Source organism: Paenibacillus brevis, from assembly GCF_018919145.1.
Classification (GTDB): domain Bacteria; phylum Bacillota; class Bacilli; order Paenibacillales; family Paenibacillaceae; genus Fontibacillus; species Fontibacillus brevis.
Map to the genome: position 1 here is coordinate 211,990 of NZ_JAHLQJ010000007.1, position 24,263 is coordinate 236,252.

20 protein-coding genes and 1 pseudogene are annotated in these 24,263 nt (G+C 49.5%); 6 read left to right on the forward strand and 15 right to left on the reverse strand.

Annotated elements, in window-relative coordinates:
* Window positions 1-221 precede the first annotated feature (221 nt).
* From KQJ23_RS10300 to KQJ23_RS10345, 10 genes and pseudogenes are all read right to left on the reverse strand, one after another.
* Window positions 222-1,274: a hypothetical protein gene (locus tag KQJ23_RS10300; RefSeq protein ID WP_216478737.1), complete on the reverse strand. Its 1,053-nt coding sequence runs from the start codon at window positions 1,272-1,274 to the stop codon at window positions 222-224.
* A gap of 206 nt (window positions 1,275-1,480) precedes the next feature.
* The gene (locus KQJ23_RS10305; protein ID WP_216478738.1) at window positions 1,481-2,356 is read right to left on the reverse strand and encodes a hypothetical protein; all 876 of its coding nucleotides are present in this window, start codon (window positions 2,354-2,356) and stop codon (window positions 1,481-1,483) included.
* A 176-nt stretch (window positions 2,357-2,532) separates the two neighbouring features.
* Complete coding sequence (locus KQJ23_RS10310) at window positions 2,533-3,996, reverse strand: HEPN domain-containing protein (RefSeq protein WP_216478739.1); 1,464 nt, start codon at window positions 3,994-3,996, stop codon at window positions 2,533-2,535.
* 97 nt (window positions 3,997-4,093) lie between these two features.
* A complete protein-coding gene (locus tag KQJ23_RS24115; RefSeq protein ID WP_346779378.1) occupies window positions 4,094-4,402 on the reverse strand; it encodes a hypothetical protein in 309 nt (102 codons plus the stop codon).
* A gap of 306 nt (window positions 4,403-4,708) precedes the next feature.
* Window positions 4,709-5,605, reverse strand: a complete 897-nt coding sequence (locus tag KQJ23_RS10320) for a tyrosine-type recombinase/integrase (protein WP_216478740.1) — start codon at window positions 5,603-5,605, stop codon at window positions 4,709-4,711.
* On the reverse strand, window positions 5,490-5,840 hold the full coding sequence (locus KQJ23_RS10325) for a hypothetical protein (RefSeq protein WP_216478826.1): 351 nt from the start codon (window positions 5,838-5,840) through the stop codon (window positions 5,490-5,492). The genes KQJ23_RS10320 and KQJ23_RS10325 overlap by 116 nt, the downstream gene beginning before the upstream one ends.
* A gap of 192 nt (window positions 5,841-6,032) precedes the next feature.
* Window positions 6,033-6,686: a pentapeptide repeat-containing protein gene (locus tag KQJ23_RS10330; protein WP_216478741.1), complete on the reverse strand. Its 654-nt coding sequence runs from the start codon at window positions 6,684-6,686 to the stop codon at window positions 6,033-6,035.
* 121 nt (window positions 6,687-6,807) lie between these two features.
* The gene (locus KQJ23_RS10335) at window positions 6,808-9,015 is read right to left on the reverse strand and encodes a DEAD/DEAH box helicase (protein ID WP_216478742.1); all 2,208 of its coding nucleotides are present in this window, start codon (window positions 9,013-9,015) and stop codon (window positions 6,808-6,810) included.
* A gap of 251 nt (window positions 9,016-9,266) precedes the next feature.
* Window positions 9,267-10,562 (reverse strand): annotated as a pseudogene (locus tag KQJ23_RS10340) (ATP-binding protein); the annotation flags it as partial.
* 18 nt (window positions 10,563-10,580) lie between these two features.
* On the reverse strand, window positions 10,581-12,569 hold the full coding sequence (locus tag KQJ23_RS10345) for a TerB N-terminal domain-containing protein (RefSeq protein ID WP_216478743.1): 1,989 nt from the start codon (window positions 12,567-12,569) through the stop codon (window positions 10,581-10,583).
* A 149-nt stretch (window positions 12,570-12,718) separates the two neighbouring features.
* Between KQJ23_RS10345 and KQJ23_RS10350 the strand changes: the two genes are divergently transcribed.
* The 4 genes from KQJ23_RS10350 (at window position 12,719) to KQJ23_RS10365 (ending at window position 16,510) form a co-directional block, all read left to right on the forward strand.
* Window positions 12,719-13,420, forward strand: a complete 702-nt coding sequence (locus KQJ23_RS10350) for a M50 family metallopeptidase (RefSeq protein ID WP_216478744.1) — start codon at window positions 12,719-12,721, stop codon at window positions 13,418-13,420.
* 51 nt (window positions 13,421-13,471) lie between these two features.
* Window positions 13,472-14,215, forward strand: coding sequence for an alpha/beta hydrolase (locus tag KQJ23_RS10355; protein ID WP_216478745.1), 744 nt, complete (start codon window positions 13,472-13,474; stop codon window positions 14,213-14,215).
* Window positions 14,216-14,233: 18 nt separating this feature from the next.
* Window positions 14,234-15,115, forward strand: a complete 882-nt coding sequence (locus tag KQJ23_RS10360; RefSeq protein WP_216478746.1) for a helix-turn-helix domain-containing protein — start codon at window positions 14,234-14,236, stop codon at window positions 15,113-15,115.
* A gap of 108 nt (window positions 15,116-15,223) precedes the next feature.
* Complete coding sequence (locus tag KQJ23_RS10365) at window positions 15,224-16,510, forward strand: glycoside hydrolase family 27 protein (RefSeq protein ID WP_216478747.1); 1,287 nt, start codon at window positions 15,224-15,226, stop codon at window positions 16,508-16,510.
* Window positions 16,511-16,580: 70 nt separating this feature from the next.
* Here KQJ23_RS10365 and KQJ23_RS10370 read toward each other — a convergent pair whose 3' ends face one another.
* The 4 genes from KQJ23_RS10370 to KQJ23_RS10385 all read right to left on the reverse strand — a co-directional run bounded on the left by KQJ23_RS10370 (window position 16,581) and on the right by KQJ23_RS10385 (window position 20,381).
* The gene (locus KQJ23_RS10370; protein WP_216478825.1) at window positions 16,581-17,489 is read right to left on the reverse strand and encodes an ArsR/SmtB family transcription factor; all 909 of its coding nucleotides are present in this window, start codon (window positions 17,487-17,489) and stop codon (window positions 16,581-16,583) included.
* Between the two features lie 455 nt (window positions 17,490-17,944).
* The gene (gene glpX, locus KQJ23_RS10375; protein WP_216478748.1) at window positions 17,945-18,922 is read right to left on the reverse strand and encodes a class II fructose-bisphosphatase; all 978 of its coding nucleotides are present in this window, start codon (window positions 18,920-18,922) and stop codon (window positions 17,945-17,947) included.
* A 15-nt stretch (window positions 18,923-18,937) separates the two neighbouring features.
* Complete coding sequence (locus KQJ23_RS10380; RefSeq protein ID WP_216478749.1) at window positions 18,938-19,750, reverse strand: pyruvate, water dikinase regulatory protein; 813 nt, start codon at window positions 19,748-19,750, stop codon at window positions 18,938-18,940.
* 13 nt (window positions 19,751-19,763) lie between these two features.
* Complete coding sequence (locus KQJ23_RS10385) at window positions 19,764-20,381, reverse strand: helix-turn-helix transcriptional regulator (protein ID WP_216478750.1); 618 nt, start codon at window positions 20,379-20,381, stop codon at window positions 19,764-19,766.
* Between the two features lie 444 nt (window positions 20,382-20,825).
* Here KQJ23_RS10385 and KQJ23_RS10390 point away from each other — a divergent pair, with 444 nt between their 5' ends.
* Complete coding sequence (locus KQJ23_RS10390; RefSeq protein WP_216478751.1) at window positions 20,826-22,316, forward strand: glycoside hydrolase family 43 protein; 1,491 nt, start codon at window positions 20,826-20,828, stop codon at window positions 22,314-22,316.
* Between the two features lie 96 nt (window positions 22,317-22,412).
* Entirely contained in the window at window positions 22,413-23,282 is an 870-nt protein-coding gene (locus KQJ23_RS10395) for an aldo/keto reductase (RefSeq protein ID WP_216478752.1), read from the forward strand.
* 197 nt (window positions 23,283-23,479) lie between these two features.
* On the opposite strand, the gene KQJ23_RS10400 is transcribed toward KQJ23_RS10395, so the two are convergent.
* Window positions 23,480-24,259, reverse strand: a complete 780-nt coding sequence (locus tag KQJ23_RS10400) for an ABC transporter permease (protein ID WP_216478753.1) — start codon at window positions 24,257-24,259, stop codon at window positions 23,480-23,482.
* Window positions 24,260-24,263: the final 4 nt, after the last annotated feature.

Here is a 24,263-nt window from a genome sequence, read left to right on the forward strand (position 1 = left end):
TGGTTTTATGATTTGCAATTGATTTCTGATAACGTTCTTGTATTCACGACGTCCCACCACCTTAAGCCCGAAGGGCGGCCGCGATGCGGTTAGGTGGTGGGATGTGTCCGGTTGATTCTCCTTCCCCGAAACTGAAATGCATCACCGAATCCACATCTAACTTCGTGCCGGGCCGAGGGCGAATGCCCGATGCGTGAATATAATGTTAGGCGAAGTACAGGTCATCTTTGAAAATACTTTACAATGTCCGGATATTTCTTTGAATTAATCTTTAACTGAGAAATTGTAAATCTTCTTAATTTGTTAGCTTTTTGTATTGCTATAGAAACCTGCTGACCATCTGGCTCTAAGCCTCCATGAGCTACACGGTTTCTTAGTTTATATGTTTCTCTATACCACTCACTAACCTCACCTGTGGATTCAGGATTCCAATTCCCTCCTATACGTACACCAAACTCTCTCTTAAGCATTGTCATAAAAGATGTATTCTCGATAATCTCATCAGCCTCTTGATCAGTCTTGCCTTCAGTAACCAAGAACGATCTAAATAATGACCTCAATAAACTCTCAACACTTGATTGTGCTAGCATGATTGCTTCTTTATATGCGCCATTTGACTCTTGTCTGAATGCCGATAACATTAACTCCTCAGAAACTAGGAATGGATTTAATTGTTTTGCAACAACATTCTCAGTGAACCAAACAATTCTTTGAACTTTATCAAAAGGTATTAATTCTGCATCATCAGGAACCTTAAAATTGATCATAAATAAACCACTATCCAGCTCTTCTCCATTTGAGAGTGACATAACCTTATAAATTAAAGCAAATTCAAGCATGCTTAGATTCAGTCTAAATAATTTGTAATCTTTAGTTTCCATAAGGAACGAAACTAATAACTCATTTAGCTTAAAAAATAGTTTGTCAAATGTCTCATTTAAGAATGATTCATCAACATTAATTTCTTGGCTAGTACTAAACATCATTTCTACTACCGAATAAGTTTTAAGATAGGTTAGGGTTTTATCAACTTTATTGCTTGAAAATAAAAGATCCTTTACCTTGATAGAGCTAAATAAAAAAGTGCAAGCATTGTTATCATCGATTTTTATCGTAATTATTGCTCTTTCCTCAACTGGTATGTATAAAGGTAAACGGATAAGGAAATGAATCATGGTTTTTGCAGAAAAACCGATTTCCTTATAGTAGTTTTCAATATTTCTTTGATAATATCCATAATCAACAACAAAATGTTCATTTACTTCTTTGGTCATAATTGCATTCGTCCTTTACGTGTATTTCGCCTAACGTTCTCGTGTTCACGACGTCCGACGAATATCGGATGTGTCCGGCTGCAACAACTTCCCTGCTATAATCTCCTGGCGGACTGAGGGCGTATGCCCGATGTGTGAATACAGTATTAGGCGATGTTGCTGACATCACTGATAATCCATCAAAAGTTCTTTGGATGTTAAATAGCCTATAAAGGTGGTAAAACCCTCAAATAAATGTTTAAACAATCATCATAATGGTTATATTTATGCCATTTTTTATTTGAAACTATTTCGCATTCGATTGGAAGATTAATACTAACATGCTCATCAAGTATCCTTAGATTAAAAATATTTTTGTTTTTAAATCTCTTCATTTCAATGTGATTAATTCTCCATATAATAGAGTATTCATTAACATCAAATGATGGATCTACCTCAACTTCTACTCGAAAAGAATCACCCGGTCTTAAATAGTTTCTAGTGTCTTTGGTAAGATCCCATTGCATACCGCTTCTAGGATCATTATGATTGTCTCTATACAATTCATTCCCATTAGAATCAACTACTTTTGTGATTAATGGCACATTATATTGCATGGCAATATTCTCCCTTACATAGTAGTTCTTCAAGGAATCAATAAAGTCATTGGTATAGCAAATTACTTGTTCAGCGCTTCTGATCGATATTGAATTGGCGTGAGAAAGATTATTACGAATTGGAATTAATCTACCCAAGAATGTTCGAACTACTACATTTCCATCAGGATATGCTTCATTTAAAGGCTCATAAAATAAATCTTTATAGAACTTGGGATTACTCAAAATTGCTACTATATCATCGATTAAGAGTGCATCTACGAATCTTGAATATCTTCCAGGCTTACTTTCAAATCTTCTAATTACGCCTTCACGAATTGATTTGTTAAATAAATAATTGTCATCTGAGAAACGATGTGTAATGTATTCGCTACCGTATGTAGTACTGAACTTATCATGAATAAGTCTTTTAGACCAAAATTCAAACATTTCTAACTGTTGTCTGCAAATGGATCGTATCTCATCACTGGAGATTGCATTAAGCATTTGTGTCAATCCTTTTTTATTTAGTTATTACAGCAATTTCGCCTAACGTTCCTGTATTCATGAACCCTAACGGGGTTGTCTGCTGAAATTCCTCACCGAAATCCATCTGCAGACCAAGGCTCCAAGAGGAGACACAGCGTGAATATTATGTTAGATGAAGTAAATTCTTCTTGCGACTACTTAATTAATTTCTTTATTTCATAAAAAAACTTTTCAGCTTTTGATATGCATTCAATACATATAATTTTATCTAAATATTTGTCACTGTAATCAGCTAATAACCTTTTTTCCTTTACGTCTCTAAAATCAATATAAAATTGATTCTTCAGTAGCTTTCTTTTCCTTATGATTTCATGTTTAAGTGTTTGTTCTAATTTTTGATGAGTTTCATCTGGCTTCATACTATTTATTTTCCAATCGCTTAATAATCCATACTGTGCTAAAAGACTTCTAAGAGCTCTCATCATAGAATAATAACATCTATTAATTGAAGAATCATATTGTCCATTTTCACAGTTTACTTTAGCTGTATTTAAAAATGCCTCAGCCTTATGTAGATTAACAATTTTAGTAATCACAGGCTGTAAGATATCTTTACTCAAGTCTTGTGAATCGTTATCATTATAAGTTATCACTTCTTCAGCTTGCTTAATCAGATTGTTCTCTATTTCTTCCTTATCATTTAAAACAATATCCTCGGAAGTAAAAATACTATTGATAACTTGAATAATAAAATGAGAATCCGAAATATTATAATTTCTGAAGTTATCGAATATTGGTAAATACGAAATAGATCTATTATCTTTTCTTGTATTCCATATGTTCGACACTAATTTCGAACGTTTTCTATATTCACAATGAAAATAATCTATAAATGATTCATATATATCAGCTACTCCCCCATAAATATATCCAATTAATGTGAATAGGTATGCTGTACGTAATGCTGTATTTAGAGATTGTAGATCATCTTCATACGTACTTTTCCACTCACTAAGATCCACATTATATTCTGGAAATAATTCATCTAAAATTATGGAATACTCTGATTTTAAGATATTCAATAGAATATTTTCATATACGGTTGCCTTTATTTTCGGAATCTTATCTTCGATTAGAGCCAGTTTATTCCCTTCTTCGGTTTGAATTATATCTCCTCCAAATGTTTGTAGTAAACCTTCTAATCCTTCTGAAACTACACTATCATTGTTCATATTTTCAGGATTTGGAGTATAAAAAGAACCTGTGATTAAGCTAACATACTCTTGATCAGTTATACTTTCCCTTTCTTGCCACTTTATCAAGACATTCTTATCATTATCACTCATATGGACATTAATATATCGAATATAAATATCTTTGGGCAGTTGAAACTCTATTTGTTCAAGCGCAATTCCCATTATTATCGGAAAGCTAAAGCCATTATTGCTCATTTTATCCGTCCCTTTCAAATTTATTTCATCTAACGTTTGGCATTCCTGACGTTCAAGCAGCTTAAGCGACCGAAGGGAACGGGTAGTCAGACTTAGCTGGTTGAATGTATCGCCTGAATCAACTTCTCTGAAATCCCCCTTGGCGATCAAGGGCGTATGCCCGCAGTAGGGATGTGGTATTATACGACGGAACTTTGAAATACTCACATTGTTTGTTAATTATTAAATCTAAAGATTAACTTGTTTCCATCATTTTTTGTTTCAGCAATCTCCTCCTGGTAATTTCCATCAGTATAATCATTAATTATCCTTCTCCAAAATGTTTGTGCATCGGGTTTGTCTGCAATTCCCAAGCACCATGATGATTATTAATCACTTTTACTGCTGCTGTTTCTACTTTGCCCCTGCCACGGTATGACCGCAATATGAAAAACTCATTTATGTAAAAATCACTACCATGAGGTGTATATGGTGGTGAAGCCACCAATGCGAATCCTACTGGAATCTCATCTACTCTAATAAGGTATGGAAATAGGATTGATTGTTTAGACCACCATATATCAAAAACCTTGTTTTGCTCATTCAATGTCAACGTCTCATCATCTTCAAACACCCATATTTATTGGGTTTCCATCCCCATATCTCGGATAGATCATGCAAGTATAATGGGTATAAATTGTTTATTATAAATTTTGTGCTTTCATCAGTTAGATTTATTGTTACTTGCATTTATTCCTCTCCGTTCTGTCGTATAACTCCCTTATCTCTGCACCCCGTAAATCCCCCCATGAAGCAGGAATTTGCGCATTTCACGACACACCTTGATTATACCTCAATTGCATGATTATGGAATATGAGTTCGCTACATCATATCCACCTCTATCTATCTCTTTATTCCGCTCTACCTATCCTCTCTTCGTTATTCTATCCCTCTCTCCTCCTCCCCCATAATACGATCCAGCGGGCCCTGAATACGTCTGATGTTTTTAGTGCTGACATGGGTGTAGCGTTCGGTAGTGGCTGGGTTGGAGTGACCGAGCAGTTCCTGAATGAAGCGCAGATCGGTGCCGTTCTCCAGTAGGTGTGTAGCAAAGGAGTGTCTCAGCACATGGATACCGGCTTTTTTGTTGACCCTGGAACGATGAAGGGCGTCCGTGAACACCTTCTGCAGGGAACGCTCGTGCATGTGAGTGCCCGGATATTGTCCCGGGAACAGCCATTTCTCGGGTCGTTCCTTTCGGATATAGGTCTGTACCAGACTCCAAGCAGCTTGTGATAAGAGTGTATGTCGATCTTTTTTTCCTTTTCCCTGACGAACAGTGATGATTCCGCGTGAACAATCCAGATCCTCTGGGCGCAGTCTCACGACCTCACTAACCCGCAGGCCGGATGCATAGGTCAAATAAAGCATTGTCCGATGTTTAAGGTTGTCCGGCGAACGCAGAATCTTCAAGACCTCTTGCTCCGAGAGCACGTAAGGAAGCTCCTTTTCCTTCTTTGGTCGGATGTACTTGGCCTGTTCAGTGGGCATCTTCAACATATCAGCAGCCAGATACCGCAATGCGCTGATCGCCTGGTTCACATAAGCATGCGAATGCCCTTCTTCGAGTAATTGGATAGCATATCTTTGCACTTGTTCACGATTTAATTTTTCTACAAATATCTTCTTCGTAACTAGTGGACCTCCAGCACATAATTCTTCAATATATCTCTTGCAAAAATACTCCACAAACCGCCGCGTATGTCCGCGATAGGCTTTGATGGTCTTTGTACTGTAGCCCTTGGCCTTCAATCGTGGTATCAATATTTGCTCCATGCTCTGCCAGAGTTGACTTGCAAATTTCAAAATAGTCTCTCTTCAAGCTCATTATGCTCTCCCCTCTCTTCCGCCCCACCGATCTTATTTGTAATATCAATAATTCCCAATGCTTCGCCGACTCGTTCCATTTCCCGCCAAAAATTATGCGAATCGGCGTCAATCCTTCATGGCTAAACCAATCCACTTTCACCCATATTCTTCCACTATCCATAGCATCTAGCAATAGCTTCATCTTCAATCCTCTCCCCTTTCACCAATCAGCCTTCTATTTAAAAAAACAAAAAAAGACAGCACCCCAATTCCCATTGGAGTTCTGTCTTCCGATGCTTTCGGACTCAAAACTTCGCACCACGCGCAGCTACCAGCACGATGTGTCTCGCTATTGTTCAACAAACCATATTCATCATCCACTTAATTCTACTTGCTACTCCTTCACCTTCAACCCCAACAGCTTGGCGAACCCGATCGCTTGGGCAGGGGACACCGTGCATCCGGCCAAGGCCTGGATCGGCATGTCGATCCGGTCATATGTACAGGTGCTTATGTCAATTCCCTTCAAGATCGTCTGATTGAAATCGGCATCATTCAAGTCGCAATGCTCAAGCTCCACATCCTTCAGCTTACAGCCATAGAAGCTGGCATTTTCCAATACACATCCGGTAAATCTCACCTGCTTCAGCGACGATTCCGCCAGATCCGTCAGATTCATCACACAGTTCTCGAAGGTCACATGCCCCAGATTGACCTTGGTCAGATCGATGCCTGTCAGCTTGCAGTCCTTGAAATGCGCCCGGTGAATAACACCTCTGCTGAATTTGGCATTCGATAAGTCACAATGCTCCAGCACTACATCCGTCAAATCCAGACGTTCAAATACAGTCCCGGCAAATGAGCACCCTGCAAGCATTGTTTTTGCCAAAATACAGCGTTCCAGGCTCTCGCGCTCATATTTTGCTCCGCTAATTTTAGCTTCTATCAGCTCATAATCCGGATCGTCCAGCAAATCCTCCCAATCACGGACAGCCAGATCCTCCTCTGCAGGCAATTGCGGCGCGAGCAGCTTTACTTTTCCAGCCATTGATTATCCTCCCCATCTATCTATAATCCACAAGGTACGGGATCTGCCTTTCCCTTCCGATCCTAGGTTTAAGCAGCGCAGCATCGGAGGCCTGCCCCAACCAGCTTCTCTACAACTTCCTTTACAAGCTTCTCTCCTGCCCCTGCTCCATCAACGCCTTGGCCAAGCCCTCCGCATCCAGCCCGTCCGTGGCAAAAGCACGCCGCACCAGCTCCGGCGGTACGAATTCATCGTACTTGCCCAGATAAGGCGCCTCTCCAGCGGCGAGGATCGATTCGGTATCCTCCATTTCAGCCAGTTCCGTATGAATCGCCAACAACAGTTCCTCTGCTTCCGCTCTGCCGGAGACCACCATATAGTAAGGCTCCATCGGCACAACCTGCCGCAGCCCCATGGAGCTGTGGAGATTATTTTTCAGCAGCCGCTCCAGGGTACGGAATTGCTTGCTTCCCGCCCATGGCAAAATGAACAGCGAATCCCCGCCCGCTGGAATAACCGGGCTGGTGAGCAGACCGCTCTCCCGGGCCAGCCGCCGTGCACGCTCCAGCCGGTTCACTGCGCCTGGCGCCAGATAAGGATACAGCGTGTGCTCCTCCAGCACCTGCCGCATCTTCTGCAGCACCCGGGTATGAATATCCCCGCCGCCGCCAACCCATAGCGTGTCGACCTTGCCTCGTGAGGATTTCACGTACACTGCCTTGTGCTTGTTGTCGACCTCCTCGACCTTCCACAGCTTACCGGCCAAGGTGAAGCAATAGCCCGGCGGCGGCACTGTCGTGATACTGCCGATCTCCTCGGAGCCGTCGTACACCACATGCTCTTCATCATCCTTGAACACCGCATAGAAGCGGAAATTGTTCACGATCTTCTCACCGCCGAGCCCGATGATCAGCGTGCCTTCCTCCGTCTGCTGGATATGATCGGTCGCCAGCAAATATTGCAGCAGCTTCCGGTATTCCTCCGGCTCGACGCCGCGGAAAGCCGGCAGGGTCAACACCGCCCGCGCCAGCTCGGCGGGCTCGGCTTCGCCGATGCTTTTGAGTGTGCTCATCGTCTGGTGATAGAGCACGCCCACCGGCTTCTTGCGCAGCGAAGGCGGCTCTACCCATCTCTCGCGGATATAGAGCTCGATGACGGCAATTGCCCGCAGCAGCATCCATGGCATGCGGGCTGGCAATTGCGCGGTCTCGTCCTCATCCTCCGCGCAGAGGAACATCATTTCGGACGCCGCATCGCCCCGGCGTCCGGAACGGCCCAGCCGCTGCACGAAGCTCGAGCAGCTGTACGGCGCGCCGAGCTGCACTACGCGCTCCAGCTCGCCGAGATCGATGCCGAGCTCCAGCGTCACCGTCGCAGCGGCCACTGCCGGACCGGGGCCCGTGCGCAGCGCGGCCTCGGTCTCCTCCCGCAGCATCGCGGAGATACTCCCGTGATGCACATGAAATACATCGCGCTCCTGCCGTTTGGCCGCGATGCGCCGCAGCTCCAGCGTCGTCAGCTCCGCGTCGGAACGGCTGTTGGTGAAGACGAGCGCTTTTTTCGTATTTGTATGGTCATAGATGAAATTGTAATAATTCTGCTTCGCTAGCTCCAGATGCTCGGCTTCCCGCTCATCGCGCGGATCGGGGAACGAAAAATGCTCCACCGACAGCTTCAGCCTCCGCCCCCCCTGCGGGGATACGACCTCAACTGCCTGAGGGCTTCCGCCGCTCAGCCAATGGGCAGCCGTATCATAATCGCTGAGGGTCGCGGACAAGCCGATCCGCCGCGGCGTACAGGAAGCCATCCGCTCCAGTCTGCTGAGCTGGCTTTGTACCTGAATACCCCGATCTGCGCCCATGAACGCATGAACCTCGTCGATCATAATGTAGCGCAGATCATGGAACAACGCCGGAATCGCATTCGGCCGATTCATCAGCAGGCCCTCCAGCGATTCGGGCGTAATCTGCAGCACGCCGCATGGACGCTGCATCAGCTTGGTTTTCTCGGCCTGGGCCACATCCCCGTGCCAATGCCAGACAGGCACCTCGCCTTCCCGCAGCAGCTCCTTGATCCGCTCGAACTGATCATTAATCAAGGCCTTCAACGGACCGATGTACAGAATACCGACCGAGGACGAAGGGCGCTCGAACAGCTCCGTCAGTGCCGGGAAGAACGCTGCCTCCGTCTTGCCGGAGGCCGTGCCCGAGGCGATCAGCAGATGATGCGGCGTATCCAGCAGCACCCGGCAAGCCTCTACCTGCGCTTCCCGCAGCTCGGACCATTGCTTGCGGTACATATATTCCTGAATGAACGGCGCCAGCCTTGCGAATGCCTCCCGCCCGTTCATAGCTCGAACTCCGCGAGCAGATCGTCCAGGTCGTCTCGAACCCGGTCCGCCCGATCTTCTCCGCTTCTTCCGGCTTCTCCGGATCGTGCCAGGCGCCTTGCTTCATGGCTCTGCCCGCCTGCATGGCTTAATCGTTCCTCACTGCTCAAGCCACCTGTACTGCTTAATCCACCTTCATTACCCATTCCGCCTGTGCTGCCTAATTCATCTTCATCTCCTACTCCACCCGCACTACTCAACCGCGAGCCGCCAGCCGCGCTCTTTCGTCCGCCTCCAGCAGCCTGCGCCAGCTCCCGCTCGCCCATCAATGCCTCGAAGGTCAGCTCCTGGTGCTGATGCAGCATATGCAGCACATCCATAAAGTCCCGCACAACCTCCCGGGTCGTCAACAACTCGTCCGCTCCGAGCCGGTTGACAGCTGCCTGCATGAATGCAATAAGCTGTTCATCCCGAAGCTGCGGCTCATAGCCGAAATGCATGGCATGGATGCCGCGCAGCCGCTGCAGGAGCACCATAATCTCTTCGTGCGACAGCATATCAAGCCGAAGAATCGGGGATGTATATGTCCGATAGGCGCCGCTGCTGTATCTTCCGTCCATCAGCCGCGTCCGCAGCGCATCATAGCTGAACAAGCCGCGTCGGCTGTCCTCCACGAACTGCGGGGTTCCGCCGAGATAGATGCCCAGATGCTCGGCCTTCCCCTGCATCGTGTCATTGAACATGGTCAGCAGCTTCTCGTAATTGCTTTGACGGGAGACGCTGTTCGTAATTTTATACAAATTGACGCCCTCATCGATGAACAATAGCAATCCCTTATAACCGATCCGCACCGCAAACTCGGCCCACAGCTTCATATAATCGTACCAGTTGTCATCATCAATGATGACGCCGACCCCCAATTCCTTGCGCGCCTCTGTCTTGGTCGGAATTTCCCCGCGCAGCCAGCGAAGGGCCGATGCTTTCCGCTCCTCCTCGCCGAGCTTGTAGCCCGTCCAGTAAGCCGACAGCACCTTGGCAAAATCAAACCCATGCACCAGGCTCTGCATTTCCCCTGCCACTTCATAAATGCGCAGCTCAACAGACTCCAGCAGCTGCGGGTCGCCGGGGCGAAGACCTCCGGCTTGCATCAGTTCCTGCTGAAGCCCGGCAATCCACCGCTGCAGCATCGGCTCAAGCGCTCCCCCGTCCGGGCGCGTCCGGGTCGACAAATGACCGATCAGCTCCCGGTAGGTCGCCAGTCCCTGACCCTTCGTGCCGACAAGACGCCGCTCCGGGGAGAGGTCGGCATCGCAGACGATGAATTCACGATCCATCGCGTAATTGCGGAGCATTTGGAGCAGGAAGCTTTTTCCGCTGCCGTATCTTCCGCTAATAATCCGAAATGCGGCCCCGCCCTCGGCAATATTCTCCAGATCCTGAAGCATGGAAGCGACCTCCGGCTTGCGGCCCACCGCAATATGCTCCAGACCGACCCGCGGCACAACACCTGCTGTCAAGGAATTGACCAGCGCGGTTGTCAGCCGCTTTGGAATTGACATCTGTTTCATCGTATCACCTCAACCTGATTATCTCTTTAGCCATTCGCCCAAATCCCCGGCATATTCCTCCGGCACGCTGCCTCCGTCGATGAGCAGGTCGCCGATCGCTTCCATCGCCAGCTCGTTGATCTCATCATGCAGCAGCTCCGGCATCGAGCCTGCCTGCTCGGCAATCGCAAACTGCGCCGCAGCATCCGCGCCCTCTACCATCACCGCCAGCATCTGCCGGTGAGCCGGTGTGAGCTGTGACAATAAGCTGCTCCATTCCTCAGGAATCGGACTTCCCATCAAGCTTTCGAGCTCCTGCGGTTGCAACGCAGCTTCCGGCTCTTCTAAATCTGCAGCTGTCCAGGCTCCGGTCTCATCCAACCCGTTGCCGCTTCCTTCCGTGAAAGGCTGCTCCTGCCCTTGTGCCGAAGAAGACGCGAACTCCTCACGATTGCTCCCAACCTCATTGGACGCCCGGCTTGTCTCCTCAAACAGATCACCTTGCACACAATGTGCAACAGCACCAGCACCAATCACCGCAGCCGACTCACTTTGTTCTAAACCGGAAGAGAAAGCCCCCTGCTCCCCAGCAGGCAGTTCCTTCTCTTTCCTTACTTCTTCCTCCATGGCCCAGCCTTGCTCAAAGTCGAATTCCGGCTGCAGCCAATCGTCAAGACCCACCTTCCCTGCTCCCGGCTTTCTGCTGTTACCTTTAATAGAAGAATCCAGCGTTCGCTCCGCTGTAATTGCCGTACTCGGGCGGGCTGCCTCACCCATAACTGCCGGAGCCGGAGCCCGAACCGGATCATCACTGAGCAGCAGTTCCCGCACCTCGTCCGATTCCTGCTGAAGCTTCCGCAGCTTGGCGGTATTCAGCCTGACCTTTGGCGCTTGCTCCCTCAGCTTCTCGGCCCTTCTGTGTTCAAACTCCTGCTCCAGGTATCTTGTGACCAGCAGTTCGATGTCCGCGTCCACCTCGACGCCCCGCAGCTTCCCTTTAACACCGGTCAGTTCCCTCAGCTTGTTCTCCGTCAGCCGCACCAATTGGGTCAGGAAGCGGCGCAGCGGAATATGACCGCTAATCGATTGCGTAACAACCACTGTCGTGCGTCCATACATCTCATGATCGTAGACCGCACTGCGGAACAGAAATCGCTGCACCTTTTTCTCGGGAGGAAGATAGAGCTCAAGCAGCCTTTTTCCAGTGCGTTTCCGTACCAATCCATCCGCAAGCGCTACAACCTTCGGGGCAAAATGACTGATCTCCTTGCGGCCTTCCTTGGTGTAAAACTTGCTCTTCTCCACCTCATAATCAATCAAGGGACGCAGCAGCTCCCAGTTCAGATCGATCGGATCCGCCAGCAGTCTCCGCTTCCACTCCAGCTCCTGCACCTCGGGAGATAATGTGCGCGCAATCTTCTTCATCCTGCCCAGATCGGGCTGCTCCAGCCTGAATACTACGGCAAAATCATACATCCATTCCCGAATATAACCGTCCAGCTTCGGATACCGTTCACGATAACCCAGCCATACCCTTCTCATCAGCTCGGCTCCCTGCGTTGGCACGCTCCAGCCAAAGCCGTGAATCAGCTCATACAGGTAGACGAACAGATAAGACAAATCCGTATCGGGATAACGCTCCGCTCTCACCTCGCCGCGCCAATACAGGTACCACCGCTTTTGCTGCGGATTCATTTGCTCATAGGTCGGCCAGTAGTTCTGAAAAGGCACCAATACCGCGGTCTCCGCCGTCTCCCAGACCAGCTCGCGCGCGGTCTCCACAAATTGCTGCTCCCGGGACAAGTAACGGAAGCTGCGTTCCCAATCAAGCTCGCGTGTCTCTGCCGCAGGTGCCACGACATGACTGGCCGGGCTAGAGGTTGAAGTAACCACCTGCTCGGCAAACTCGGCAAATACCAGCGATTGCTCCCGAACCCTTCGCACCGTTGAATCTTCAGAGCCATTGCTGCGTATATTATTCAGTTGGCGAATTGATTGCCCATCATGGTTATCGTGGTTATCCTTCATATCCCGTAAACCTCCATTACCCATCCATTATAGCATTGATTAAAGTAAAAAATCGAAAGTTTGTTCGCTTTTTACGAGCATTTTTCAACGACGTTGAACTCACTTATAATGAAAGCTGGCAGGCATGCTTGCAGGGAGGGATTTTTTCGATGAATAAATGGCTTAAAGCGTTACTCTATCTTCTCGGCGCTGCTTTTCTGACCAGACTGATTCCATTCTCGAGCTGGTTTCGGATGCTGGACACAATGATTCATGAATTCGGTCATGCGATCGCAACCTTGCTGGTGTCGGGCAGAGTGCTTCGCATCGAGCTCTATCCGGATCACAGCGGGGTAACTTATTCCGTCATCACCTCCGGGTGGAGTCAGCTTATCGTATCACTGGCGGGCTATTTCACCGCTTCATTGTTTGCCGTTGCGCTGTTCTACAGCTATTCCAGACAGAAGCAGGGGCAGGGTCTGATGATTATTACCGCGCTCGCGCTCGTCTCTGGACTGCTATTTGTGCGAAACGGGTACGGCTTGATTTGGCTCCTGATCTTTATCGCGTTGAATCTGCTGTTTCTCGTGATCGGTGGCCGGATTCGCAGCTTTTATTACCTGCTGCTGGCCTTCCTATGTCTTGAGGAATCGGTAATGGCCCCGCTTACGCTGCTTCTGCTTGCCGTCAGTCGTCCCGGATCAGCCGGAGACGCCGCCAATCTCGCGGCATTAACCGGAGTTCCGGCCATAGTATGGGCGCTCCTGTTCTTTGCGATTGCCGTGCTTTGCGCCAGAGTGGCGCTTAATCTGTACTGGAACCGCAAAGCGGCCAATAAGGCACCTCAGATGTCATTTTCGCCCTACAAATGATGTGAAAACTTACATTGAACTTATCGATCATGTTGAGAGGATGACCTGTATATGAAAGGCAACAAGTCCAAGCTGGTCAAAATCCTGCTGCTCAGCCTGGCCGGGCTGCTTATTATCGGGGGAGCAGGCTTCTATATCTGGTCCCAGCAGACCTATTCGGCCTCGGCAGAAATGGTTGCACTGGTTGGAGAAGAGAACATCCATCTGGAGGAGGATTGGGTTATTTTTACACCGGATCAAGAGGTGACCAAGACTGGCCTGATCCTATATCCGGGTGCAAAAGTAGAACCGGAAGCTTACAGCTATATCGGCCAGGGACTAGCTCAGCGGGGGTATACTGTCGTCATCCCGAACGTACTGCTGAACTTTGCCTTTTTTGACGTGAACAAGGCGGATGAGATCCGCGAAGCATACCCCGAGGTAAAATCCTGGGTTATCGGAGGCCATTCGCTTGGAGGTGTAGCCGCTGCCAGCTATGCATATAAGCATGAGGAGCAATTAGGCGGTTTGTTCTTCTTGGGAGCCTATCCTGCGGATTCGAATAATTTTTCGAATACGAAGCTGCCGATCCTCAGCATCTATGGCGAGCTAGACGGACTAACCACCGTTGAGAAAATCGACTCTACCCAGCGCCTCCTCGCGCCGAATGCCGTTCTGCACGAGATTGCAGGAGGCAACCACGCCCAATTCGGCATGTACGGCCCGCAAAAGGGGGATCAGGAAGCTACAATCAGTGCGGTAGAGCAGCAGGATATTATAGTCGGGACGATTGGGGATTGGCTGGACTCGTTATAAAAATCAAGGAGGGCATCGATGGACATCCCTAAAGGCACGTACGGGTTTCGGTTCGCAGAGGATAAGGAGCTCCAGCTGTGCGTTCTATTTGCGGCCGGCTATGATGTGATCACGAGCCCATCTTACCGGTGGGACGGGCTGGAGCGGACCGATGGTCCCCTCTTGCTGTTCCAGTACACGATCTCCGGTGAGGGAATATATGAGTCGGGGAACCGGACTCACCGCGTCAGCGCCGGGCAAGCTATTCTCGCCGAAATTCCAGGACCCCACCGCTATTATTATCATCCGGAATCCCAAGCGCCTTGGGAGTTCCTATTTCTGCTGTTCCGGCCCAATCTGATTCTGCCCCATTGGCGCAAATTCCTGCGCGAAGCGGGGGAAGTACCTTATCTGCCGTTGGACAGCGCACCGGTTCGGCTGTCAAGAATGATTGTGGTCGATGCCGGAGCAGGCAGAATCAGCGATCCCCTGATCGCGTCGTCCTGCGTCTATCAGTTCATGACAGAGCTGGCCAGAATGCAGGTCACAACGCTGCGGAACAGAGCCAATTGGCCGGAAAATGTACGGCATGCCGCTGAATTTATTGAGCTTAACTATTCCAGAATGGTCAGTATCGATCAGCTTGCCGAGCATGTCTCCCTGTCGAAGTACCACCTGATCCGCCGGTTTTCTGCCAGCACGGGCCTGACACCCGGTGCTTATTTGACCCGGATCCGTACGGAGAAGGCCATGGAGCTGCTACGGGGAACCGGGCTTAGCATCGAGACCATCGCCGAGCAGGTCGGTTACTCCAGCGGAAGTTATTTTATCAAAGCATTTCGCGGCTTGACCGGGCTTACGCCTGGAGAATTCCGCAGCGGAGATGAGAGCCTTGTATATCGCAAGCTGTTCTTCGATTGACCGCAATATTTTGCTATTCCTCTTTCAAGATTACTGTAGATAGTAATAAACTCCTTTATTATGATGGACGTATCAAGAGCAATAATTAATGAATAAAGGAGACTAACTATGGATCATAAGCTTACAGCGCCTACTCCGCCGCTGGGGTGGAACAGCTGGGACTGCTACGGCGCTGCGGTCACGGAAGACGAAATTCGGGGCAACGCGGAATACATGGCCGAGCATCTCAAGGCATTCGGTTGGAGCTGCATTACTGTTGATATTCAGTGGTATGAGCCCGATGCCAGCTCCTCCCAATATCGTCCGTTTGTTCCGCTTATCATGGATGAGTACTCCCGGCTCATGCCGGCTGAGAACAGGTTCCCCTCCGCAGCAGGAGGTCAGGGCTTCAAGCCGTTAGCCGATTATGTGCACAGCCTGGGTCTACAATTCGGCATTCATATCATGCGCGGCATCCCCCGGCAGGCCGCCCATGCCGGCACAGCAATTCTGGGGTCAACCGCGACAGCCCGCGATATCGCCCATACGAATTCAATCTGTCCATGGAATACGGATATGTATGGCGTGGATGCCTCGAAGGAAGGGGCAGGGGCCTATTACGATTCTCTGTTTGAGCTTTATGCCGAGTGGGGCGTTGATCTGATAAAAGTAGACGATATCGCAGCTTCCAGGCTGTACGACACCCATCAGCCAGAGATCGCCCTGATCTCTCAAGCAATCAAGCACTGCGGACGCCCTATGGTGTTAAGCCTCTCCCCCGGACCTGCCCCTGTGGAATACGCGACGTTCTTCGCCAAGCATGCCAACATGTGGCGGGTTACGGACGACTTCTGGGATCAATGGCCGCTCTTGCTCGATATGTTCGACCGTTGCCGGGCCTGGCAGGGCATACCTGAGCCAGGCTGCTGGCCGGACTGCGACATGCTGCCGCTCGGTCACATCGGCATCCGCTCTGTGGATGGCGGTGGTGCCGATCGCTGGACCCGGTTCACGCGCGATGAGCAGTTGACGATGATGTCGCTCTGGAGCATCTTCCGCTCGCCGCTGATCTTTGGCGGCGAACTAAGAGACTGCGATGACTGGACACTATCGCTGCTTACCAACCGCGAGGTGCTTCGCATGCACCGCGAGAGTCGCTCCGCCAAGGAAGCGCTCCGCCAAGGGGATCTTATCGTATGGACGGCCGAGCACGCCGATGGCTCCCGCTACGTTGCCACATTCAACACCGGCGAGAGCCCGTTGCAGCTGGATCTGCCCATGGATCAGCTTGGAGCTGGATTGACCGGTGCCATTACAGGCACCGAGCTGTGGAGCAGCACACCTGCCGAGCTTGCATCTGGTGTGCTGCAGGCCCGTATTCCGCCTCACGGAGTACGCCTCTATCGATTCTTTTAAGTAGAGAACAAACAAAGCGATCCGTCTCATTGCAGACAGATCGCTTTGTTTTAACAGCCCGGAGCTAATCCTAATCGTTAAGATGCACGCGAACTACAATATCTTGATCATGATTACCGAATCCCGCCCCATAGAGCGTCAATCCCCCGGCATTAACCGCATGCTCATCCACCGCGAATCGAAGCGTCCAGAACGGCTCCCGCAGCTTGAGCTCCCCAAGGGTCACCCCCGACATCGCTTCGCCATCCATAAATGTACCTGATGCGTCAATGCGGATCGTCTTCAATAATCCGTATTGATTCACGTTTCGATGCCACCACTCCGGCGTAAGCCTGCCCCGCGCGGCTCTTCCGAAATCAGCAGGACTGGTCCATGTCCCCAGGGAGATGCCGTTAAATATGAACTCGATATCCGAAGGCCAATAGTCTCTTAAGCCAGGGGCTTCCGAGGCGATCTCCATGGAAATTTCAATGGCGTCTGCCGTTTGATCAGCAAGCAGATAGTTCGGTATTTTGTATTCAACATACCCCCAGCCAAACCATAGAATAGCCGCATGGACCCGCTCGGGATCAAGAAAATACCGGGGATCATCCCACACTCCGATCTCTTTCTCGAGCGTGCCGAGCCCGCAGGTAGGATGGACTTCAAACGCAGTGTAATGGCCCACTGAAATAGACTGCTCTCTGATCTTCGCAGCTCTTTTTACAGAAGGAAGCTCGATCTCGATCGATGTTTCTTTGAGAAAACACATTTTGTGTGTCCCCCCATCGAGCCGAACCCTGCGGCTTCCAATAAGCCCGGCTTGTTCGAGCTTGCGAACGTGCATAGTAACGATGGAGGGGCTAAGTCCTAAGCGGTCTGCAATATCCTTTACATTCAACTCGGTACCGGCAAGGAGATCCATGATGCTCCACCTGACTTCACTAGCCAGCGCTTCGTATAACGCCATATACTTTAGTTCCCCGTTCGCTTTAATGATCGCCCTCATCTCCTGTCCTCATCCCTTGAAATCACATATATATTATATGAGATAAACTACTTACTTAATTTTACGTTCTGGGGGCAACGTGTGAAGTGTGCTTACGATCGCTGTTATTCGCGGATTTCTCTAATTGAACTAAGTTATTATACAGTAGAAATCCACTCATAAAGGCGAACGCTTACGCTTCTTCAGCACACTTCACACTCATGCCCTTTCTACGTGGTTTTATAGTTCAACTTATATAAGTTATAAGATTTAACAGGAGCCATCAAGCAAATAAATGACCGGTATTACCTCATGTGTCTCATAGCGGTTGAAGCATACTCCGGATAAGGCAAAAATTATATATGGTGATCGGGCTCGCTATAAATAAAAAAACTCCCTCGCTGGAGAAGGTCTGCATTAGCAAACCGCCTGCAATAAGGGAGTTTTCTCTACGACTGTTATTTCGATCACATCGCCGCCTCAGCTATGGTCCCGATCTTCGCCCCGCTCAAATGATGAATCGTACGCAAATAGCTCACTGTTCCGTTCAAGGAGTGCATAATGACCGAATGGGTTTCGGCCCTTCGGTTCGACAAATAGCGCACGCCGTTCAGCAAATCGCCCTGCGTTACACCGGTTGCAACGAACAGCACGTTCCCGTGTCCCACCATATCGTCCATCGTGAGCAGCTTCAGCGGATCCTTCATGCCCATCGCTATGCACCGTTCATACTCCTCGGTCGTATCCGGAATCAATCGCCCTTGCATTTCTCCGCCAAGGCATTTCAGCGCTGCCGCGGCCAGTACGCCTTCCGGAGCGCCCCCGGAGCCAACGTACATATCGACTTCGCTCTCCACCGCAGCTTCTATGGCTCCCATCACGTCGCCGTGCCCGAGCAGTTTGATCCGTACTCCCGCGTCGCGCAAAGCGGAGATCATCTCCCGGTGGCGCAGCCGATCCAGGATCGATACGGTCATTTCGGATAGCGGCTTCTGTAAAATTTCTGACGCTTTGGCCAGTATAACGCTGATGTGATCGTTCAGCGAGAGTCTACCGGCCAGCTCCGGCCCAACTGCCAGCTTCGCCATGTACATATCCGGCGCATGGAGCAAATTTCCTTCCGGAGCGGCGGCGATTACAGAAATCGCGTTGTTAAGTCCGTTTGCCACCGTCTCGGTCCCTTCCAGCGGATCGACGGCAATATCAATTTTCGGGCCGCGGCGGCTGCCGACCTTCTCTCCGATATACAGCATCGGCGCCTCGTCCATCTCTCCTTCGCCAATCACGACGGTCCCGTCCATGTCTACGGAATGAAACATTCTCCGAATAGTCATCGTTGCTGCCTCGTCTGCGCTGTGTTTGTTGCCTCTTCCCGTCCAGCAGGCTGCCTCCAGCGCTGCAGCCTCCGTGATTCGCGCTAATTCCATAGCAATATGACGTTCCATCGTTCTCCCTCCAATTTATCTTTGTCTGATTTGCTTCATAACAAATACGGCCGTCTCCTCAATCGCCTTTCCTGTGATGTCTATAATGGGACAGCCCAGCGATTCGTACAGGTCTAACGCGTAGTCGAGCTCCTGCCGCACCCGCTCCAATGAAGCGTAGTGAGCCTGGTCAGGCAGCCCCAGTGACTTGAGCCGCTCGGCCCGGATATTAACCAGCTGCTCCGCATCGATTGTCAATCCAACGAGCTTCGAGCTGCAGACCTCCCTGAGTTGCGTCGGGGGAGCCAATTCGGGAACGACGGGATAATTCATCGTCTTGAATCCCTTATGCGCCAAAAAAATCGACAGCGGCGTCTTCGATACCCTGGAGACCCCGAGCAGGACGAGATCCGCTTTCAGGATCGCTCCCACGTCTTTGCCGTCATCATTGTTGACCGCAAATTCCACCGCTTCCACCCGGCGAAAATAATCCTCGTCCAGTCGATGCAGCAGGCCGGGCAGCCGCTTCGGCGTATCCTTAAACGTGTCAATAAATGCCTGCATCATCGGCCCCATAATATCGACGGCTCGAACATTCAGCCTGACCGCTTCTTCCCGAATTGCTTCTCTGAGCTCCGGCTGGACAAGCGTGTAGGCGACGAAGCCGCCGCGCTGATGTACTTCATCCATCACGGCGCTGATTTCGTCTTCCGTGCGGACGTTCATAACCCGCTTGATTTCCGTATTCGGCTGCTCGAACTGCCGAAGTGTAGCCCGTACGACCGCTTCCGCAGTTTCACCGACCGAGTCCGAGCAAATGACTATGAAGTGAGCCTGTTCCGGGTTCATCCCATTCCTCCCGTTAATTCTCTGCTACTATTCCGAGCAGCATTTTAATGATATTCGTCTTGGAGATCCGCCCTACGACCTTCCATTCCCCTTCTATGCCGCTTGGCGCCGGGACCACAACAGGCAAGCTGTCAATCTGATAAGCGATGATTTTCCGGGCGGCCTCCAGCACCGTGTCATCAGGCAGAACCGTAATCATGTTGGCCTTCCGCGTCATAATAAAGCTCACCGGCATCGTCGATGCCGAGGCATTCCCGAGCGTGACTTTCAGCAGATCCTTGCGTGAGACAATCCCCGAGAGCAGGCCGCCCTCATCCGTCACGATCAGGTGCCCGACATTTTCAAGAAAGAGCGTCACCACCGCTTCCTGAATTGTCGTTGTTTCACGAACGATTACCGGTACGCCATGAACGTCGCCAACCTTCATTTCCAGTAAATGCTTCATGCTTCCATTTTCCGTCTGGGCTCTTTGACCCAGAAAATACCCTACCTTCGGCTTGGCATCGATATAATCGAGCATCACCAGCACCGACAGGTCCGAACGAATCGTCGGACGCGTCAAATTCAGCATTTCCGCGATCTGCTCACCGGTGATGGGGGCGTGTTTTTTCACGATTTTCACAATTTCCAACTGGCGTGATGTCAGCTTGATAGGAATCCCTCCGTTTCCGGATTTGTGCCGCTTGCTCGCAGCAGTGTTGCCTGCTCCTCCTCTCCATCTTCATAAATTGGAAAGTTAATGGTTATATAGTACGTCATAATTAAATGAAATGCAATAATTAATACGTACTATTTTGATTAGAGTGGCCTATAAAAGGAAAGAGTCTCATATACTTCGGTTTCCCGTTCGCTTTAATGATCGCTCTTTTCTCCTGTCCTCGTCTGTTGAAATCACATATTTATTAATTTAAAAGATTTAGCAGAAACCACCTGGCTTATCTCATTGCAAGCTTTAAGCCGATGCTGTTTAATCTCCTTATACAAGATGAATATATGAATTGTATTTTGCTCATCTTCTATAGGGACTACCCCATTAAATTTCCATGCATGTGAATTCATAAAAGAGGTGGATACGATGAAATACAATAACCCGGTGATCAAAGGCTTCTATCCAGACCCCAGCATTTGTAAAGCAGACGGTACCTATTACCTGGTTTGCAGTTCTTTTCAGTACTTTCCGGGCGTTCCGATATTTGAGAGCAAGGACCTGATTAACTGGAAACAAATCGGCCATTGCCTGACCCGGGAGAGTCAGATTCAGCTCGGCCAGGTGGGGAGTTCTGGCGGAGTATTCGCTCCGACGATCCGTCACCACAACGGGCGCTTCTACATGACCACGACCAACGACACGACGCATCAAAATTTCTATGTTTGGACAGACGACATTTACGGCGAATGGTCTGAAGCGATCTATGTGGATCAAGGGGGAATCGATCCTGATTTGTATTTTGAAGATGATAAGGTCTTCTTTATGAGCAACGGAACGGACGACAACGGGATGGGCGGCGTTGTTCAGTGCGAGATTGATATTAAGACGGGCGGCAAGCTGTCTCCAAGCCGTTCGATCTGGCAAGGGACGGGCGGACGATACTTGGAAAGCCCCCATATGTATAAAATAAATGGCCGGTATTACCTCATGGCGGCCGAAGGAGGGACGGAATATGGCCATATGGTCGTTTATGCCCGGGGAGAAGCAGTTTCCGGCCCCTTCGAAGCTTATCCAAACAACCCTGTACTGACCAATCGCAATCTGAGCGGTTATGAGCTGCAGGGGGTAGGTCATGGCGACCTCCTTCAAGATCATGAGGGAAACTGGTGGATGCTCCATCTGGGCTTCCGCCAAACCGGCCGTTGGCTTACCTACCATCATCTAGGCCGCGAAGTGTTCCTTACGCCGATTACGTTTGGCGAGGACGGCTGGTTTACGGCAGGACATAACGGTACTACGCTTTCGAGTTTTGAGACCGATCGAATCCCGAGTAACGTCATCCAGCAGGAGAAAAAGACCTTTACTTTCGGAAATACGGATTGGAATCTGGATTGGTGCTATCTCCGTCACCCTAGGACAGATAATTATCTGCTCGAATCCGATCGACTGCAGCTCAAAGGGACCGACATATCGCTGGATACTCCTGCATCCCCGACATTTATAGGCCTCCGCCAAAAGGACTTCAACGCTGAGATCACTTGCGATGTTCAGCTAACCAACGGCGAGGCCGGCATTACACTCTATATGGATGAGAATCATCATTATGATTTAGCTGTACGCAAAGACGAGAAGGGATGCAAGGTGATCGAGCGCCTGAATATCGGCGATATCAAATCCATTGAGCATGAAGCAGACCTGGGGAGCGGCGACCGGGCTACGCTGATTATACGGTCCAGTCATGAGCGCTATAGCTTCCTCCTTCGCAAAGACGGCAAGGACATCTCCCTGGGTACGGCACAGACCAGATACCTTTCCTCTGAGGTTGCTGGAGGATTCACAGGCGTGCTCATCGGTTTATATGCCTATGGAGAAGGTTCTATGGCGGATTTTTCGCAATTCAAATGCGAATATTTCTAGTATTCCGGCTGGAGCTGCAATATTCCTCTCAATAACGTTAAGTGTTAGTATATGGAGTAGCTAGTAAGCTCTTATTGTTCTAAGGAGGTTTTGTGGATGCTATATCGTAAGCTGGGCAACACGGAAGTAAGCATTCCGGCTATTGGCCAAGGAACTTGGAAATTTGGCGAAGCTAAGCAGCAAGAAAAAGACGAAATAGAGGCTTTGCGTTTTGGGATTGAACATGGACTGACACTGATCGATACGGCTGAAGAGTATGCGGGGGGCGGATCCGAGAAGGTGGTTGGCCAAGCCATCCATGACATCAGAAATGATGTTTTCCTTGTAACTAAAGTGTCTGCGAAAAATTGTTCTTACAAAGGTGTGCTTGGAGCAGCAGAGGCAAGCTTGGAACGTTTAAGAACGGACCGCATCGATTTATATTTGCAGCATTGGCCAAGCGAACAATACGAGGTTTCGGAGACCATGGGTGCCATGGCTGAATTAGTCAGCAAGGGACTAGTCAAATATGTAGGTGTGAGCAACTTTTCCGTTCCATTAATGCAAGAAGCCCAGCATCATCTAGGAGATATACCCTTGGTATGCAATCAACTGCCTTACCACTTAAATGATAGAAGCATAGAGAGTCAGATTATACCCTTTGCAAAAGAGAACGGAATAACCATCATGGGATATTCGCCATTTGGATTTGCTCCTCATGTGTTTGGCGGGAAGGGATTCCCTGAAGCAGGCACACCAGAGAGAAGCACATTGGACACCATCGGGGCCAAGTACGGCAAGACAGCCTATCAAGTGGCGATAAACTGGGTGTTAAGACAGCAAGGATTAGTGACGATCCCTAAAGCCGCGAGCAAGGAACACATCGTTGATAATCTGAATGCTTTGGGCTGGGAATTAGATCAAGAGGATATAAACCAGATTGAGAATCACTTTCCGGCGCCTCCAGCTAATGATTCTTCGTATTAGAGGCAACGTGTGAAGTGTGCTTTCGATCACTGTTGTTCACGGATTTCTTTGATTTGAATAAATCATAGCAAGGCAGAAATCCATTCACAAAGGCATAACCAAGTCCCTCAATTCAATCAGAGCCACCTGACAGGCTTTTGAAACAGTCTTTTTACTTTGACGAAAAGGGAGCAGCACAATGCTGCCCCTCTACGCGTTTACCGTTTGACCGCGGATGAACTAACGACCCCGTACCGCCATAATACTTTACTGCCGAACCAGCCGAATAATCGGTCCGTGATGAAGCCCATCAAGCCTAGTGAAATCAAGCCGACGAAAATCCAGTCCGTACGGAAAAACAGCCGTGAATTCCAGATCAAGAAGCCGACCCCTTCGTTCGCGGCGATCATTTCTGCGCCGACGATCGCCATATAGGAGGTGCCCATGGCGAGCCGGACTCCGGTGAATATATAGGGTGCCGTAGCTGGCACAATCACATAAATGATGATTTGCCATTCCGAAGCGCCCATGCTGCGGGCGGAGCGGATTTTGTCCTCCTCGACGGACAGAACGCCTGTCAAGGTGTTCATCATGACGATAAACAAAGTCGCATACAGAATGAGCGCGATCTTGGACTGCTCCCCGATGCCGAACCAGACCAGAAACAGCGTGATAAAAGCGATCGGGGGAATAAATCGGATGAAGTTCAACAGCGGCTCGGCGAAATGGCGAATCGCGTCTACCTTGCCGATGATAATGCCGAGCGGAATGGCGATCAGACTGCCGAGTGTCCAGCCGCTCAGAACGCGGACAAAGCTGATTCCGATATATTTTTGCAATGAACCATCCTTAAGCAGCTCAATCGCTCCATTTATCGTTTGCAGGGGGCTGGGTATCACCTCCGGTCCATAGACCAGCGCGCCTCCTTGCCATGCTGCCAGGACAACAATCCAGAGCAGAACGAGACCAGCCCATTTTCTTTTCCACCATACCGTCATATCT